Genomic DNA, 16,528 nt, shown 5'->3' with positions numbered 1-16,528 from the left:
ACTACTGATAACTACGGATACCACTTAATCAAATAAACATTTTTCGGGCGGAGGGAAGGTCGCCTGGGTCGTATTTTTGCCTGATGAACAGTGACGATGAAAAATTGATTGCCTTTTTTAAGGGGCGAAAATTGCCGCCAAAAGGCTACTTCCAGATTTCAGCCTGGGACTCGACATTCGATTTGAAAAACACCATAGACCTGGCTATTGTCGGGATTCGGGCCGGGGATGGCGCTAGTAGAGAGATGCTTAAACGAATTAAGCAACGGTTAGAAGACGAAACGAAAACAGAGTAAACCAAAAAGCCCGACTTGCAGAATGCTTGTCGGGCTTTTATCATAGGTTGGTAATTACATTGGTTTAGACCAAACGGACATTCTATTGGTCACATAGCCTATAGAATAAACCTGTATTGAGGCCTTACCACTGCTCTTACTCGATTACATCATCATTGCGAACCGACCGGCTTTTCTTGGGTGGTGCTACGCTTAGTTTGCCAATTTTATAGCTGAACGTGAGCCGGACACTTGAATTATAAATGTTTTGCCGGTACATCTGGTTAAACGCCACCGAATTCAGCACGGTGTTAAAGACCATACCGTTCGTCAGGAAATTTTCGGCGGCCAATCCGACGCTGCCTCGTTTGTTGACAAACTCTTTGCGAAGCCCCAGCGAATATTGAATAAAACCACTGCTGTAGCCCTGCAACTGAATGCGTCGGCCACGCGTCCCGAAATTGCCCTGAATAGCCCAGCCATGACCCAACTGTGCCTGTGTGTCAAGACGCCCGCCGATGCTGAGGCCTGTGTTCGTAACAAGTACCGACTGACCCGATAAGTCGGGCGCATACCCGCTTATGTACCGGTACATGAAGTCAATATTGCCGTTAACACTCCATTTGGGGGTAATATTGATCGTGGCAAAGAGATTACTCCCGTAGTTATATTCCTTGCCGATGTTCTGAAACGAGGTGATCACCGCACCCGCCAGCGTATCGGATCGCTGACTCATTTGCTGAATATCGTCGGTGTTCAGTCGGGTGTACAACGTGAAGTTGAGGTATGTTTTTTTGATGTATGTGCTGTAGCCCAGCTCGACTTTGTCTGTCGTTTCGGGTTTGAGCAACGGATTGCCAACGGTGATATTTTGCGGGTTGGCCGTGTTGAAATTGGGGTTAAGCTGTTGAATGCCGGGGCGTTGTATACGTCGATTATAGGCCAGCTTGAGAGTTGATTTTTCGCTTATTTTTTTCGAGAGATTCACACTCGGAACCAGCTTGCCATAGGAGGGAATAGCAATGGCCTTATTGTCGCCCACTGTTGCCCGAATATCGGTGTACTCATACCGCGCCCCCGCCTTGATAGTAATTTTGTTCAGGGTTGTGAGCGTGTACGATAAATAAGCCGCGCCGATGGTCTGGTCGTAATTGAGCGACCCCGCCGGGCGTTTGTCATCGGTCACGAAATCGGGCGTAACGCCAGCCAACTGGTATTGATATTGGCTGCTCACCTGTCTTGCAATGGCCTTTCCGCCAAACTCCAGCGACGATGCTTTGGTCAAGGGCATCTGGTAATCGGTTTGAAAGGTAAATTCTTTGTTCGTATTAAAGTTGAGGTTTCGCTGGCGGCTGGTCAGGCTACCTGCCAGGTCGAGCAAATTAGCGTCGAAATTATTAGTCAGGTTGTTCTGGCTGTATTGAGTCGAAATACTCCATTCCTGCTGGGGTTTGTAGGTGTGCAGATAATCGACAGTCAGGTCAATGGAATTTGACAGGTCTTTACTGAACACATCCCGTTTTGAGGGCGAACCGGTTATTTCGTCCGTAAACAACGTCGTTGTCTGGTGCTGGTCACGGTTGAAATTCCGAATGCCAAACCGAGCCCCCGCCGTGAGCGACTGGTTTTTAGCCAGATCGTAATCAAAGCCCAATGCATACTGCCCAAACATGCCATGATCAAAGGCATCGGCCTGTTGACTGGTGCGAACGGTTGTTCCATTAATAAATGTACTCTGGTCAAGCTCTGTTGAGGCTTTATTATAAATGGCCCGGCCGTTGCCATTGAGATTTACGCCCAGCTTACCCTGCCGGAAGCTGCCATTCAGCCCCAGCGTGGACGTTCGGTTGCCAACGCCACCGTCCACATCGAGGTGCAGTCCCTGCAAAGTGTTTTTCTTGGTAATGATGTTAATGATACCTCCTGTGCCTTCGGCATCGTATTTGGCTGATGGCGAGGTAATAACTTCGACCGTTTTGATCAGATCGGCGGGGATTTGCTTGAGGGCGTCGGCCAGATTACCCGCCAGAATAGACGACGGCTTATTATTGATCAGCACCCGTACATTATTGTTTCCCTGAAGGGACACGTTGCCCGCCAGATCGACAGACAGCATCGGCACTTTTTTAAGAATATCAGTCGCGTCGCCCCCTTTGGCCGCCAGGTCGAGGTCGGCATTGTACACCAGCCGGTCTACTTTTTCTTCGAGCAGGGCTTTCTGACCCGTCACGGTCACTTCGCCTAATGTTCGGGTACTGGCGCTGAGCCGAATAGCGCCCATGTCCTTTGTCTGCCCTTTTACAATGACTACATTCTCAATAGTTTTTGAGGTAAATCCCAGAAACGAGATAAGGAGCCTATATTGACCGGGCGCAATGCGGGGCAGGCTGAACTTACCTTTCTCATCGGCAACCGTTCCATCAAGTAGCTTATTGGTCAAGCTGTTGTATAAGGCGATATTGGCAAATTCAACTGCCCTGGTCAGGGTCGAATCGACTACGTAACCTATAATTTTGGCGTTCCCTTTTGTCTGAGAATCCTCCGTAAGTCCAGTCGAAGAAGTTGTGGCGGGTGGGGTCCCTGGTGTTTGCGCCAGGGCAAAACCTGTTGACAGTAAAAAAAGAAATCCGGTAAAATAATGCCGCATTGAGCAATCAGTTAAAGTTGACGGTTGTATTGACTATAGCAAAGGTGCCTGCTACTAAGCCTTTTCAAAAATGGAGTATGCCGAGTGCCCTTTTTTGATCGTTTAAAGGCTTTTATTGGGGAGTGAGTAATGATTTATCCCAACCAACCTCCTGATTCAGGGTGTTTGGTTTTAGCTTGCAAAGCTATTCCCGGATTCTGAAGCAATTTTGACGAAACGATTATGTGGTGGATTTATGCCTTACTGTCTGCATTGTTTGCGGCCCTGACAGCCATACTGGCAAAAATTGGTATTAAAGGCGTCAATACCGATCTGGCAACGGCCATTCGCACGGTTGTTATTCTGTTTGTTGCCTGGGGCATCGTATTCGCGCGGGGTGGCATCGAATCGCTCCCAACGCTGACAAGGCAGAACTGGATTTTCCTGATTTTATCGGGAGTGGCTACAGGTTTGTCATGGATTTTTTACTTCAAAGCTCTGCAACTTGGCAAGGTATCGCAGGTGGCCCCGGTCGATAAACTCAGCGTGGCTATTGCCATTCTGTTTTCCGTTCTTTTTCTGGGCGAAGTGCTTACGTGGAAAGTCGCTCTCGGAGCCATCCTGATTATAGGAGGAACACTTGTATTGATTCTGTAAGAGGGTATAGGCTGTGCAGGTTGAATCGGCAGATTAATGAAAAATTAATCTGACAAATGAAGGTACGAATCGTTACTAAAGTACTGGTTCAATGACTTACTTTTTCCGCTAATTCAACCTACTATGAGCGCTTTTGATCAACTCGTTCCGCTACCGGGTAGCGAAAAAACGGCCCCGGATGCCACGCCACTGGACACCCTCGCCCCGAATCAGGTATTGACCGTTACCGTTCGCGTTAACCGGAAGAAATCGCTGACGCCTATGGTTAGCACAAGGTCGGTTGTGAATAAAGTCATCAGCCGTAGTGCCTATGCCAGCCAGTATGGTGCGGAACCTGCCGTTCTGAAACAGGTTGAAGCCTTTGCCACGGCTTATGACCTGAGTCTGGTGGAGCAAAGCGCTGCCCGTCGTAGTGTGTTGTTGCGCGGCACCGTTGCACAACTGGAACGGGCATTTGGTGTTTCGCTGGCCAATTACCGCATGGCCGACGGAACTGAATTTCGGGGTCGTGCCGGTGCTATCCATGTGCCGGTTGAGTTAGTCGGCAGCATAGAAGGCGTATTTGGGCTGGATGATCGTCCGCAGGCTCAGCCTCACTTTCAGGTGTATCAGCCTGATAGTAAGACGAAAGTTGCTCCTCTGGCGACCAGTGTTTCATTTACGCCCCCTCAACTGGCCCGGCTTTATAATTACCCAACCGGCGTAACGGGCAAAGGGCAGTGTATTGGCATTATTGAGTTAGGAGGGGGCTTTCGCAAAGCCGATATAACGGCTTATTTCACCAGCCTGGGGCTAAAGGCACCCTCTGTTGTGGCGGTTTCTGTGGATGGTGGCCATAACACTCCTGGTACCGCCGACGGGGCCGATGGCGAAGTGATGCTTGACATTGAGGTGGCGGGTGGCGTTGCTCCCGGTGCCCGTATTGTTGTATACTTTGCTCCGAATACAGATCAGGGTTTTCTGGATGCCATTACTACGGCCATTCACGATACAAAAAATAAACCATCCGTAATTTCTATCAGCTGGGGCGCTGCCGAAACGAACTGGACACCGCAAGCCCTTACATCCTTCAACGAGGCATTCCAGGCGGCAGCCGCTTTGGGTGTTACGGTTTGTGCCGCTGCGGGCGATACGGGTTCTGACGATAGCGTAGGAGATGGAAAAGCCCATGTTGATTTTCCCGCTTCGAGTCCCTATGTACTGGCTTGCGGTGGTACTAAATTGACAGTCTCGGGAAACGTAATTTCGACGGAGGTTGTCTGGCACGAAAGTAAAACCAGTGCCACCGGGGGCGGTATCAGCGATACATTCGACCTGCCCGATTACCAACAGAATAGCCACGTCCCACCGTCGGTGAATGACAAAACGCGAATTGGTCGGGGCGTTCCCGATGTGGCTGCCGTAGCTGATCCGGCCACGGGCTACGCCGTTCGGGTCGATGGCAGTAATCTTATTATTGGGGGAACCAGTGCCGTGGCACCCCTAATGGCTGGGTTGCTTGCGCTGATTAATCAGAAACGCGGCAAAGCGGTTGGCTTTATTCACCCCATCATCTACGCCAACCCGAAAGCGTTTCGGGATATAATACAGGGGAATAACAGCACAACGACGGGGAATAAAGGCTATTCGGCCACAGCGGGTTGGGATGCCTGCACCGGACTCGGCGTTGCCGATGGGACGAAATTAGCTGGCGTGTTAGGCGAACAAACGATAGCCTGATCGACACTCATGTACGGGTAAACTAACAGGCGCCCGGCCTCCACTCATACGTGCGGAGACCGGGCGGCTGTTAGTTCTTTCGCTGATAGAAATAAAGAACCTGCGTTGTTGAGAATGTTTTTTCTGACGTCGTGTAATAACCCGAACCGTCAACTGCCCAGCCAACAGCTTCGCCCTGGGGTTCATAGGCCATGGGCAGCATCTTCGGCTCGCGTTTGAGGGCATCTGTGATGGACTCGCCACGGCTACGGATATAATAATAAAGCCGTTCGTAGGTTCGGATCAATATCTCGCTGCCATCAACCGATACTGCCGCCGACGTAACTTTTTCAAAAGGTAAAACCAGTACCGGAGTCATTAGCGAAACCTTCGTTGTCAATTGCGGGAATCCGGCCCGGTACACCGTTGTGACGTCATCTTTCGATAGAATAAACAGGTCTTTTGTGATGGGATCAACCAGTATTGCTTCCGCATTTTGTGGGCCTTCGGGTAATTGGAGCCGAATAACGTCGATGGCTGAAATATGCCTCTCTACAGGCAAGGTTTGCCTGCTGACGTCTGGTTCCGGAAACCGATAAATGATTTTTTGAGGATACTGAAATTGATTGTCACCGATCTCCGCCAGGTAAACATAGCTTTGGCCGGGCACGGGTCCAGGCCCGACGGCAATGTCTTCCCAATCGTTGTTGGTTAAACCATCAAGTACGAAACGGGCGACAACGGTGCCATCCTGATTTAAAAGCTGAATTTGATTTGGGTTCCCTGAGTCCTCCTCCGTCCATAAGCAACCCGAATTCGTTTGGCTCAGGGCTATTCCTGAGGCTTCAACTGTCGACTCATCGGTTAGCTTCCCAAGCCATTGGGGCTGCGTAAAAAGGGTTGTATCTGCCTTGACTTGAGTAGGTGAGTACTTAACTCTGAAAGCGGCATCGGTTTTTGATCCCGTTTTTGATGTGCCTGATAAACCGGTTATAGGGTTATTCTGACTGGCCTGATTGCAGTTGCTGAGTAGTGCAATTAGCACAAGAGCCCATAAATGAGTGAATCTCATTAGTAGTTGATAATGTACTTGATGGCCTTAAAGAGTATTGATTTCTTTGGACTCTTCTTTAGCAACCGGGGTCACTTGCCTTCCCCGGCAGTCATACTGGCTACGCCACCCTGTGCCGGACGCAGTCGCGCTACCCGAATACCGGAAAGACGTTTGTGCTGAATCAGGTATTCACTGATGGGGTAGGGCGATATAACGACCATCCCATGATCGGATGATGCGTGCAGAAGATGCATCCGGCCATTGGGCTGCCGGATGGCCAGCCCCACATGTTTCATATCCAGACCGGGTCTGGCGGCAAGCAACATAACAATGTCGCCTTCGTGTAATTGCGCTTCGGCCTGCCGTATGTTTTTGGTTGGAATAAAGGCAAATGTTTGCTGGCTCAGCGAGGCTTCGGTTTGGGCAAGCTGTTTAAACGTATCGGGGTTGCTTAGGTGAGGGTATTTGTAGGTGGCTGTCGTCATATACGATACCGGCTTCGCAACCGTCAGGTTACCCGGCAGCTCGTTGCTTACATCGGCAATCAAGCCTTTCCGTTCATTATCGCGAAGCCAGTCCGAGAAGTAGTGCAAACGACTGGCATAGCCATCAATACGTCCGTTTCGGTAACGAAGCCGGGTCAGGTAGTTTCGGAATGATTGTTCGGCAAGTACCGGATTTGGCCGGGTAGCCACCTCCTGCCAGGCGAGGGTCAGGGCCAATACGCTTTCCAGGTAGGTGGTGCAGTCGAACTCACGCAGATTGACCACCAATTGCTCCGTGGGGTTTATGTCGAGGGTGTGTGGAATGTAGGGTTTGCCCAAAAACTGTTTGCCGATATTAATGGCTGTCTCGGCGGGTGTTTTTCCACTCAGCAGCGTTAGCGAACGTATATCGCTGGATGTACCATCCTGTGCCCGTACAAGGGAGCATACCAACAGCAGGAAAAAGGCAGTAAACAGTTTTTTCATTCGTGGGATAGCGTTTTGGGCGTACTCTCTTGACGGAGTTATACCCAAAAGGTACCATAAATCTACGATTTAATTTCCAACACCCGTACACTCCAGGGGGGCAGTACCACAGGCACACCCGTCTGACCAACAGTCTCTATTGTCGAGTTCACAAGAAAAATATCGGTCAATTGAAGCGGTTGAGTTGCATTGAGGCCCATCGCATCAAATGCCTGAGTGGGAATGTTAATGGTTGCGTAATAGGTCGAATGCTGAGAGAAATTACAGACAATGAGCAATTTCTGTCGGTCTGTATACCGTAGGTAACTATACACTTGATGCGCGTCATAGCCGGCACTTTGTCCATTATCGTTAACGTATTGCAGATCATAAAAATACCCGTTCTGGATGGCATCTGACCCGCTAACGAGGTAGTTCAACTGCTGATAGAAAGCCCGTAACTGCCGCTGCTCATCGGTTAAGCCGGCCCCGTCGAAGCGGCCGTCGCTTAGCCAGTTCTGCCATTCGGTTACACCCCAGTAATCGAATATGGTCGTTCGGCCATCGTCGCCACTGAATCCTGCGGCACCCTCGGCCCGTACGCCAACTTCCTGTCCGAAATATATAAGAAGCGGACCCGTATGCATGGTAGCCGACAAGGTCATGGCGGGTACAGCCGCCCAGGGGTTATTGGCAAAAAAACGGGAAGCAACCCGATGCTCATCGTGGTTCTCCAGAAAGCGGAGCATATGCTGCCCAAAGTCGCCGGATTCCTGTTGCCAGACGCGCGTCAGTTCATAACAGGAGCCATGCCCTTCCATTAACCGCCGAACAGCATCATATAGACCAACTTTATCATAGAGGTAGTCAAAACCACCATCGAAAATAAAAGACCGATATAAGCCGGGATCATAAATTTCTGCAATGAAAATCAGGCTCGGATACCGTTGCCTGGTCTGACGAATGGCCCATTTCCAAAATTCGACAGGTATCAGATGAGCCATGTCGCACCGGAAACCATCGACGCCCTTCTCCGACCAGAATAACAGAATGTCGAGCATTTGATGCCAGGTAGCGGGAATCGGGTCGAAATGACAACGGCCGTCGAATATGTTGACGCCGTAATTCAGCTTTATCGTTTCATACCAGTCATTACCATCGGGCGTGGCCGTGATGGAGCCACTGCCGGTAACTTTGGCCGGATATTCTACCCAACCCATGCCTACAGGCGAAGCCGAAACACCACTCTGGGGGGTAGGGGGGCTGAACGTTTGACCCGGCAGGTAATAAAAATTATTGTCTGGCGCGAAGCCTACCGACATATCATCGTCCTGCCCCAGGTCGGTAACCCCTGCTGGCCGGGCGTCGGATTTGTACTGCCGGGCTACGTGATTTGGTATGAAGTCGATAAGTACCTTCATGCCGTGGGCGTGGGTCCGCTGCACCAGCGCTTCGAATTCGGCCATACGATTGGGCACGTTTTCGGCTAGATCGGGGTCGACATCGTAGTAGTCTTTGATGGCATAGGGCGAACCGGCTTTGCCTTTTACGACGGCTGGATCGTCGGGCTGGATACCGTAGGCTGAGTAGTCGGTTTGGGTTGCATGTTCAATAACACCCGTATACCAAATATGCGAAACCCCGAATTGCCGGATGGACTGCAGGGCTGCATTGTTGATATCGTTGAATTTGCCGACGCCATTTTCAGCATAGGTTCCATTCCACTTGTTGGTGGTGGTTTGATTACCAAACAGGCGCGTAAAAATCTGATAGATAATCAATTTATCCATTACAGGAACAACGGATGTCGTATGCATAAGGTCTGGTTGAATCGGGTTGCGTGAATAGTTACGTCACGGAACACAAAACTATGGCCTTTTTAGGCGAAAAGGTTGGGTTATTTTTACGTTCTTGTTGCATTATTCTTAGTCAAAAACAGAACCAAGTGCGTTTATGCGTAACCAATCTATGAAGACAATCTTACTTACGTTCTTATTGGCAGTCTCAACGGGCTTTTCGTTGGTACTTGCCCAGAATGCGCAGATTCAGCGGGTCAACCCCACAAACTGGTGGGTCGGTATGAAAAATCCGAGTTTGCAACTGTTGGTTTATGGCCCCAATGCCGGAACCCTGACCTATACAATCAACTATGCCGGGGTGAAATTAGTGAAGGCCCACACGGTTGAAAATCCAAATTATGCCTTTCTGGATTTGACGATTGCGCCCACTGCCAAAGCAGGTACAATGCGTATTGTGGGCAAGCGCGGTAGTCAGACGCTCACACAGCCGTTTGAACTAAAAGCTCGCGACAAATCGCCAAAAGGGCAGGGCGTTACAGCCGCCGATTTTATATACCTCATCATGCCTGACCGCTTTGCTAACGGCGACCCGACAAATGACAAATTTGCCGATATGCTCGACCCACAGGCCGATACCAAAAATCCGTATCTGCGGCATGGAGGTGACTTCAAGGGTGTTATCAACCGGCTCGATTACTTGAAGGATCTTGGCGTAACGGCCCTCTGGATGACCCCGGTCATTGATAATGATGAAAGCCTGAAAAAGGAAGGCCCCGACCGTAACCAGGCGGGTTATCATGGCTACCACTTCACCGACCATTACAAAATCGACAAGCGGTTTGGCGGCAATGCGGGCTATATTGAACTGGCATCTGCCCTGCATAAGCGCGGGATGAAACTGGTGCAGGATGCAGTTTACAACCACATCAGCGACGACCACTGGTTTTTTAAGGATCAGCCCATGAAAGACTGGGTCAACGTTTGGCCAACCTATACCGGTTCGACTCATAAAGAACAGCCCCTCTATGACCCGCATGGAGCAGCAGGTGATCAGAAAACGTTGTTAGATGGCTGGTTTACCCCGTTTTTGCCGGATCTTAATCAACGCAACCCGTATGTAGCTAACTTCCTGATTCAGCACGCCATCTGGTCAACGGAAATGTTCAGCCTCGATGCGTGGCGTATCGATACGTACAAATACAATGATCTGGCGTTTATGAATCGCTGCAATCAGGCGCTCATGAACGAGTATCCGAAAATTCACCTCTTCGGCGAATCGGTGGTGAACAACCCTGTCGGGCAAGCTTTCTTTGTGAAGAATACCGTTGGCTTTCCGTTCAAAAGTAATCAGCCGGGTGCGCTGGATTTTGTGCTGTATAATGCCTTCAACGACGCATTGAATCAGAAATACGATTGGGATTCGGGAGTGAACCGGATTCATCAGGTACTGGCGCAGGATGATGTGTATGCAGACCCCAACAAGCTGGTGACATTTCTGGAAAATCACGATTCAGACCGCTACCTATCGGTAATTGGCAATGATTACGATAAGTACAAAATCGGGGTTACCTGGCTGCTGACCACACGCGGTATTCCGCATTGGTACTACGGAACCGAAATCCTGATGAACGGCACCAAAAACCCTAGCGATGCCGAAGTACGTAAGGATTTTCCCGGCGGCTTCCCCGGCGATAAAGACAATAAATTTGAAACCGCCGGACGGACTGATAAGGAAAATGCCGCTTATCTATTTGTGCGTAAACTGGCGACCTACCGGCGCGATAATCCGGTTATGCACACGGGAAAACTCATGCAGTTTCTGCCACAGGAAGGAACCTATGTATACTTTCGTTACGATGGCAGCAAAACCGTAATGGTGGCGACCAACACCGGCGATAAGGAAATTTCGCTCGATACCGCCCGCTTCGCCGAACGGATGAACGGCTACACCTCGGCCCGTAACGTACTGACCGATGCTACATTGACTGACCTTAAACTGGTGAAGTTACCGGCTAAAACAGCTCTTGTACTGGAGTTGATGAAGTAAGCCTACGCAATACATACAACGGCCGTGTGTAGGGTGCCCCCCTGATTGTCACCACTGGACATGGCCGTTTGCATTGAAATTTGTTGGCTATAACATACTTTTCATTAATTTAACGGGCGAATAGATAACCAATTTTTATAAGCCGTAACTACATGAATCTGTCGCCTGTTCCTGGTCTCGATGATCAATTGCCTGTTGATCCACTAGCAGAGCGGTCGCCTGAAGCCATTCGTTTGGCCTTGTCTGCATTCGATGCGTCACTGAATAGTATTATTTCTATGACGGCGATCCGGGATGCTGACGGAAAAGTTGTAGACTTTTTAATGCGGTCGGCTAATCCGGCTGTTGAAGAGAGTCTGTCTATGACACCAGACAAAATCATTGGAACAAGATTGCTGGACACCTTTCCTGGTAATATTGAATCCGGTTTGTTTGACCTTTATGTTAGTGTGATCAACACTGGGCAACCTGAAAAAACGACACAGTATTATAACGACGTTCACGGGCTGGAGGCCTGGTTTGCCGTGTCGGCGGTGCGTCAGGGAAATGACACGGTCGTAGTGACATTCATGAACGTTACCGACAGCAAACAGGCCGAACGGCTGGTGAAAAAACAGGCTGAGCTGTTTCAGACCGTACTCGATAATGCTCAGGCCGCTATTTCACTTCATGCTGCCATTAGGAATACGACAAACCAAATTGTTGACTTTCGGACGGTTATGGCGAATCGACAGTCCAAAGCCATGTGGGAAGAGTTTGCCGAGCCGATTATGACGAAAACATTTTTTGAGGTAAGTACACCCGTTCAGCAAGAAGAAGATTTTCCGAAATATGTACGGGTCGTTGAAACGGGCGAGCCGGATTTTGCCGAATTTTCGATTGGCGATCAGTGGTGGCTGCGGATTACAGCGAAGTCTGGCGATGGTGTGGTCATTTCCAATATGAACATCACCGAAAACCGGAGTTACCGCCAGCAGCTCGAAGCGACCAATATGGAACTGAAACGGTCTAACGAAAGCCTACAATCCTTTGCTTACATAGCTTCCCACGATTTGCAGGAGCCACTACGAAAGATTCAGGCGTTTGGCGATCTTCTCAAAGAACAGTATGCACCAGTGCTGGATACCGATGGCTGCCACATGATTGACCGCATGCAGTCGGCGGCAGAACGGATGTCGGCACTTATTCGCGATTTGCTCGACTATTCCCGCATTGCGGCCCAGCGGGATATGTTTCATCCATTTTCGCTAAGCAAACTGCTCGACGATATTCTCGAAGACCTTTGGCACCCCATTCAGCAGACGAAGGCCCGCATTGACTTTGGCAAAGATGATGACCAACCGCTACCCGAACTGGTTGGCGACCGCTTTCAGTTGCGCCAGCTCTTTCAAAATCTGCTATCCAATGCCCTGAAATTTTACCGGACCGGGGCAGATGGACTTCCCATTCCACCGATCATAAACGTCTGCGCTTCTGAAGTTAGAGGAGCAGATCTTCCTGTAGAGGTGAGACAAAATTTATCCGTAAATCGCTCGTACTGGGCTATTTGCGTTGCCGACAATGGTATTGGTTTCGACCAAAAGCATGCTGATCTTGTTTTTCAGATCTTTCAACGCCTACACGGTCGGCAACAATTTGAGGGTACGGGTATCGGTTTGGCAGTCGTTAAAAAAGTGGTGGAACTGCACGATGGGGCTATTCAGGCGCAAAGTGAAGCGGGAAAGGGGGCTGTTTTCACCGTTTATCTGCCTATGTGAGTTGAGTTTTTCCTGCATGATTACCACTATTAAACTAGTCTAGGTCCAATGGAAAAGCTAAGAGCTTTCTTACTTGACAGTGGTTTCAATGAGGAACAACTAGCACTAATCACGCAGCAGTTTACTCGACGGGTGTTGACCAAAGGCGATTTTTACCTTCAGGAAGGACAAATTAGTCTGCAGCTTGGTTTTGTAGAACAGGGGCTATTTCAGTTTTTCTGTTTACGGGAGGGCGAAGAAATTACGACGTACACGACGGGCCCAGGCGGCTTTGTGGTATCGTTAGGGAGTTTTTTGAGACAGCAGCCCACCCGCGAAAGCATTCGCGCCCTCACAGACAGTGTACTCTGGGTTATCCCGAAGCCGGCATTCGATCAATTACGCCGGGCAATTCCTTATTTCGAAACGTTTTACATCGGTTTGCTGGAATATCAAATTAATTGTATTGACCAAAGCCGGTTCAATCTGCTCACGCTCACGGCCGAAGAGCGGTATCAGAAATTGCTCGATGAAGAGCCTCGCTTGTTGCAGGAAGTCCCGCTCCAGTATTTGGCTTCCATGCTGGGGATGACGCCCCGTCATCTGAGTCGTATTCGTGGGCAGGTCCGGTAAATTAAATTAGTTCGGACCCTGCAATCGATTTAGACATTTGTCCAGTAGATCCGCTGAGCCGTCGGCCAACTTTGTATCGTAAATCACAAACAAAAGACGATATGAAATCAATTACGCTGCTCGGTCTGCTGCTCTTGTCCGGCCCCCTCTTTGCACAACAATTCTCCCGCAATGAGCTTAGTATAAACGGTTTTCGTAACCCCTCTATCGGGTTGGAATACCGCAGGAGCCATGTATCTGTTCGCGCAGGTTATTACCCTACCCGATTTACACCCGGTATTACCACCTCGTTTATCCGAACGGGCCTGACGTACTGGTTTCTGCCCGTCGGACAGAAAGCCAATCCATCGTCGTTTTACGCATCAGCATCGTACGTTCGGGGTATGGATCGCGAATACGAAGGAAAAAACGGGCTAATGGGCGAAGTAGGTTTTCGCTGGATGGTCTGGAAAGGGCTAAATCTTCGTATTGGTGCAGCCGTGTTGACAGCTCCCGGCGAAGACCTTAAAGTCAACCCGACGCCCGGTATCAGCTATTCGTTTTTCTGGTAGTCAATCATCCATAAAACCTCATTTACTGATGGAAACGACTACTGATTCCTCTAACCGACTCATTGGCCGCCTACTACTCTCGGGTGCTGTTCTTGTGTTTATTCCCTATACTATTCTGACTATTATCTTCGATTACCCTGGTATTTTACGTCAGGCCCCTGGCATTGTATTAACGAGATTTCAGGCGGGTGGGCCAACGCTTATTGCTGTATGGTGGTCATTTGCCATTACGTGTCTACCCTTGTTGCAAGCCTACAGGCTTATAGGTGAGCGATTGGAAAACAAACTGTACTACGTTCGATTGGCTACCATGTTGGGCGTAATCTCTGGTCTGGTGCAGATCATAGGTCTGCTGCGATGGACTTTTGTTGTACCGGTGCTGGCTGACAACTATGTGCAGTCAACTAACCCGGCTATCCGGGCGGCCAGTGTCGTGGCATTTCAGACAATTCACCAATACGGCGGGGTTATGCTGGGCGAGCATCTGGGTCAATTGCTGACGATTGCCTGGACAGTCATGATCGCGTCGGCTTTTAACACGCTGAGGTTATTCCCAAAATGGACAAGCTGGTTTGCCTATGGTGCATCGGCCATTTATTTGCTGGCGCAGGGCGATTTGTTCGCAACAGTTATACCCGGCTTTCCAGTTTGGCATCTGGCGGGATTGTTGGGGAGTACGCTCTGGTTGGTGTGGGTACTTATTATAGGTGTACATTTTTTGCGACTGGCCGGGCATAAGACTGTGGCTGCACTTGTCTAAATCTGCCTACCTTTGGGCCTTATTCAGCAGATAACGCACAAATGAGTCAGATAAAAGCATTCCTTTTCGACCTCGATGGGGTCATTGTCGACACCGCCATTTACCATTACCAGGCCTGGAAACGGCTGGCCAACGAACTTGGTTTCGATATTTCCGAAGAATTTAACGAAGGGCTCAAAGGGGTTAGCCGTACCGATTCCCTCGACCTCATTCTGGCTCATGGCGGCCTGACCCTGTCCGACGAGAAAAAGACCGAATTGGCCGCTCAGAAAAATGACTGGTACCTCGAACTCGTCAGCCGCATGTCATCCAACGATATCCTGCCGGGCGTGGCTACTTTTTTCTCGCAGGTTCGCCAGGCCGGATTAAAAACCGCACTTGGCTCCGTCAGTAAAAACGCCCCCCTTATTCTGGAACGTATCGGCATGACCGACGCCTTCGAAGCTATCATCGACGGTACCAAGATCAGCAAGGGTAAGCCCGACCCGGAAGTGTTCACGAAAGGAGCCGCTGAACTGGGCGTAAGTCCGGCAGAATGTGTGGTATTCGAGGACGCTGTGGCAGGCGTTGAAGCCGGTAAACGGGGTGGCATGTTTGTGGTTGGTCTTGGCTCTCCCGATACACTCGCGCAAGCCGATCTGGTAGCTCCATCGCTGGAGAGCCTCACGGTGGAAACCGTTCTAACAGCATGTTCATAATGTTCAATTAAGTTATTTTAATTACTTTTTAATCTGTCGTGGTTTTGTAAATAATAATGCATCTATTTAGGGGCTGATTTAACTCATAAAACGGTTTGTTATAGTCGTTAGCTTGTTGACGTACAGGCAACAGCTAGCTATGGGGCTATAACTTGAGATTAGTTTTCTGGTGTATCACCGTATATAAATCAGTTTGAGATACAAAACTCACAAGACGAATGCCATTCACTAATCCATTCAAGACACTTCAACAGTACCGGCCAGATTATTTGTCGGGCGATTTGACGGCTGGACTATCCGTTTTTTTTGCGTCGCTACCGCTGTGTCTGGGCATTGCATTAGCTTCAGGGGCACCTTCGCTCGCCGGTTTGATCGCGGGTATTGTTGGCGGACTTATTGTTGGCTCATTATCTGGCTCCGAAGTTAGTGTTAGCAAGATCGACTTGAGCTCAACGATGGCTACTTCGATGTGTTGTCGCATGACCAAAAGCCAGACTTTTTGTGGATTGGCTGCTCAGATAGTCGTATGTCGGCCGAACATATAGCAGGAGCTGATCCGGGCAAAATGTTCGTTCATCGAAACATTGCCAATATGGTCGTTCCAGGTGATCTGAACATACTAAGCGTTGTTCAGTATGCAGTAGAAGTCCTTAAGGTGCAGCATGTTATTGTCTGCGGTCATTACGAATGTGGGGGCGTGAAAGCGGCTATGGCGGGCAAAAAGCTAGGCTTGATCGATCAGTGGCTCGTCAACATCAAGAATGTCCGGGACAAATACCAGGCTGAGTTAGACCAGATAGCGGATGACCATGCCCGGTTTGATCGGCTGGTAGAATTAAATGTGCTTGAGCAGGTCAATCATCTGGTTGAAACCGCAAGCGTGCAAACTATGTGGGCTAACCATAAAATACCAAGTTTGCATGGTTGGGTATTTAACCTCCGTAGTGGTTTGCTGAATGAAGTAGTTAATCTGGTGCCACCTCTTATGCCTGTGGCAGAAAAAGAAAAACTGACGGCAAGCATCCGCTAACCCCTATTGATTAG

At 49.5% G+C, this 16,528-nt stretch carries 15 protein-coding genes; 11 read left to right on the top strand and 4 right to left on the bottom strand.

All coding sequences use genetic code 11. From position 1 onward, the window contains the following. The first annotated feature begins 83 nt into the window (after nt 1-83). Nucleotides 84-296, top strand: coding sequence for a hypothetical protein (locus CWM47_RS01115; protein WP_100985965.1), 213 nt, complete (start codon nt 84-86; stop codon nt 294-296). A 136-nt stretch (nt 297-432) separates the two neighbouring features. On the opposite strand, the gene CWM47_RS01110 is transcribed toward CWM47_RS01115, so the two are convergent. Beyond that, entirely contained in the window at nt 433-2,922 is a 2,490-nt protein-coding gene (locus CWM47_RS01110) for a TonB-dependent receptor domain-containing protein (RefSeq protein ID WP_100985964.1), read from the bottom strand. 222 nt (nt 2,923-3,144) lie between these two features. Between CWM47_RS01110 and CWM47_RS01105 the strand changes: the two genes are divergently transcribed. Together CWM47_RS01105 and CWM47_RS01100 are read left to right on the top strand one after the other, a co-directional pair. Next, nucleotides 3,145-3,558 (top strand): EamA family transporter, encoded by a 414-nt coding sequence (locus CWM47_RS01105; protein WP_100985963.1) that lies wholly within the window; start codon nt 3,145-3,147, stop codon nt 3,556-3,558. Between the two features lie 123 nt (nt 3,559-3,681). Beyond that, nucleotides 3,682-5,277: a S53 family peptidase gene (locus CWM47_RS01100; protein ID WP_100985962.1), complete on the top strand. Its 1,596-nt coding sequence runs from the start codon at nt 3,682-3,684 to the stop codon at nt 5,275-5,277. A gap of 70 nt (nt 5,278-5,347) precedes the next feature. Here the strand turns inward: CWM47_RS01100 and CWM47_RS01095 are convergent, their stop codons facing one another. The 3 genes from CWM47_RS01095 to CWM47_RS01085 all read right to left on the bottom strand — a co-directional run bounded on the left by CWM47_RS01095 (nt 5,348) and on the right by CWM47_RS01085 (nt 9,077). Next, nucleotides 5,348-6,328, bottom strand: coding sequence for a hypothetical protein (locus tag CWM47_RS01095; RefSeq protein WP_100985961.1), 981 nt, complete (start codon nt 6,326-6,328; stop codon nt 5,348-5,350). Nucleotides 6,329-6,399: 71 nt separating this feature from the next. Further along, nucleotides 6,400-7,281, bottom strand: a complete 882-nt coding sequence (locus tag CWM47_RS01090) for an N-acetylmuramoyl-L-alanine amidase-like domain-containing protein (protein WP_100985960.1) — start codon at nt 7,279-7,281, stop codon at nt 6,400-6,402. A 62-nt stretch (nt 7,282-7,343) separates the two neighbouring features. Beyond that, complete coding sequence (locus CWM47_RS01085; protein ID WP_170069395.1) at nt 7,344-9,077, bottom strand: alpha-amylase family protein; 1,734 nt, start codon at nt 9,075-9,077, stop codon at nt 7,344-7,346. A gap of 151 nt (nt 9,078-9,228) precedes the next feature. Between CWM47_RS01085 and CWM47_RS01080 the strand changes: the two genes are divergently transcribed. The 8 genes from CWM47_RS01080 (at nt 9,229) to CWM47_RS01045 (ending at nt 16,514) form a co-directional block, all read left to right on the top strand. Further along, nucleotides 9,229-11,106: a glycoside hydrolase family 13 protein gene (locus tag CWM47_RS01080; RefSeq protein WP_100985959.1), complete on the top strand. Its 1,878-nt coding sequence runs from the start codon at nt 9,229-9,231 to the stop codon at nt 11,104-11,106. A 152-nt stretch (nt 11,107-11,258) separates the two neighbouring features. Continuing rightward, on the top strand, nt 11,259-12,863 hold the full coding sequence (locus CWM47_RS01075) for a sensor histidine kinase (RefSeq protein WP_100985958.1): 1,605 nt from the start codon (nt 11,259-11,261) through the stop codon (nt 12,861-12,863). A 48-nt stretch (nt 12,864-12,911) separates the two neighbouring features. Next, the gene (locus CWM47_RS01070; protein WP_100985957.1) at nt 12,912-13,475 is read left to right on the top strand and encodes a Crp/Fnr family transcriptional regulator; all 564 of its coding nucleotides are present in this window, start codon (nt 12,912-12,914) and stop codon (nt 13,473-13,475) included. 101 nt (nt 13,476-13,576) lie between these two features. Continuing rightward, complete coding sequence (locus CWM47_RS01065) at nt 13,577-14,026, top strand: hypothetical protein (RefSeq protein WP_100985956.1); 450 nt, start codon at nt 13,577-13,579, stop codon at nt 14,024-14,026. Between the two features lie 28 nt (nt 14,027-14,054). Beyond that, the gene (locus CWM47_RS01060; protein ID WP_100985955.1) at nt 14,055-14,786 is read left to right on the top strand and encodes a DUF4386 domain-containing protein; all 732 of its coding nucleotides are present in this window, start codon (nt 14,055-14,057) and stop codon (nt 14,784-14,786) included. Between the two features lie 41 nt (nt 14,787-14,827). Next, on the top strand, nt 14,828-15,484 hold the full coding sequence (pgmB, locus tag CWM47_RS01055; protein WP_100985954.1) for a beta-phosphoglucomutase: 657 nt from the start codon (nt 14,828-14,830) through the stop codon (nt 15,482-15,484). A 218-nt stretch (nt 15,485-15,702) separates the two neighbouring features. Then, nucleotides 15,703-16,029 (top strand): SulP family inorganic anion transporter, encoded by a 327-nt coding sequence (locus tag CWM47_RS01050; protein WP_157815870.1) that lies wholly within the window; start codon nt 15,703-15,705, stop codon nt 16,027-16,029. Continuing rightward, a complete protein-coding gene (locus CWM47_RS01045) occupies nt 16,011-16,514 on the top strand; it encodes a carbonic anhydrase (protein WP_240625665.1) in 504 nt (167 codons plus the stop codon). Before CWM47_RS01050 ends, CWM47_RS01045 begins: the two co-directional genes overlap by 19 nt. The last annotated feature ends 14 nt before the right edge of the window (nt 16,515-16,528 follow it).

Source organism: Spirosoma pollinicola (assembly GCF_002831565.1).
In the GTDB taxonomy this organism is placed as follows: Bacteria; Bacteroidota; Bacteroidia; order Cytophagales; family Spirosomataceae; genus Spirosoma; species Spirosoma pollinicola.
Note: the sequence above shows the minus strand (reverse complement) of the source record. Positions and strands in the feature narration are given on the sequence as shown.

Bases quoted from the DNA above. Each gene is read 5' to 3' on its own strand.
- CWM47_RS01085 (WP_170069395.1), bottom strand. From the start codon at position 9,077: ATGCATACGACATCCGTTGTTCCTGTAATGGATAAATTGATTATCTAT.
- CWM47_RS01115 (WP_100985965.1), top strand. From the start codon at position 84: ATGAACAGTGACGATGAAAAATTGATTGCCTTTTTTAAGGGGCGAAAA.
- CWM47_RS01095 (WP_100985961.1), bottom strand. From the start codon at position 6,328: ATGAGATTCACTCATTTATGGGCTCTTGTGCTAATTGCACTACTCAGC.
- pgmB (WP_100985954.1), top strand. From the start codon at position 14,828: ATGAGTCAGATAAAAGCATTCCTTTTCGACCTCGATGGGGTCATTGTC.
- CWM47_RS01070 (WP_100985957.1), top strand. From the start codon at position 12,912: ATGGAAAAGCTAAGAGCTTTCTTACTTGACAGTGGTTTCAATGAGGAA.
- CWM47_RS01065 (WP_100985956.1), top strand. From the start codon at position 13,577: ATGAAATCAATTACGCTGCTCGGTCTGCTGCTCTTGTCCGGCCCCCTC.
- CWM47_RS01105 (WP_100985963.1), top strand. From the start codon at position 3,145: ATGTGGTGGATTTATGCCTTACTGTCTGCATTGTTTGCGGCCCTGACA.
- CWM47_RS01100 (WP_100985962.1), top strand. From the start codon at position 3,682: ATGAGCGCTTTTGATCAACTCGTTCCGCTACCGGGTAGCGAAAAAACG.
- CWM47_RS01045 (WP_240625665.1), top strand. From the start codon at position 16,011: ATGTCGGCCGAACATATAGCAGGAGCTGATCCGGGCAAAATGTTCGTT.
- CWM47_RS01090 (WP_100985960.1), bottom strand. From the start codon at position 7,281: ATGAAAAAACTGTTTACTGCCTTTTTCCTGCTGTTGGTATGCTCCCTT.
- CWM47_RS01080 (WP_100985959.1), top strand. From the start codon at position 9,229: ATGAAGACAATCTTACTTACGTTCTTATTGGCAGTCTCAACGGGCTTT.
- CWM47_RS01075 (WP_100985958.1), top strand. From the start codon at position 11,259: ATGAATCTGTCGCCTGTTCCTGGTCTCGATGATCAATTGCCTGTTGAT.
- CWM47_RS01050 (WP_157815870.1), top strand. From the start codon at position 15,703: ATGCCATTCACTAATCCATTCAAGACACTTCAACAGTACCGGCCAGAT.
- CWM47_RS01110 (WP_100985964.1), bottom strand. From the start codon at position 2,922: ATGCGGCATTATTTTACCGGATTTCTTTTTTTACTGTCAACAGGTTTT.
- CWM47_RS01060 (WP_100985955.1), top strand. From the start codon at position 14,055: ATGGAAACGACTACTGATTCCTCTAACCGACTCATTGGCCGCCTACTA.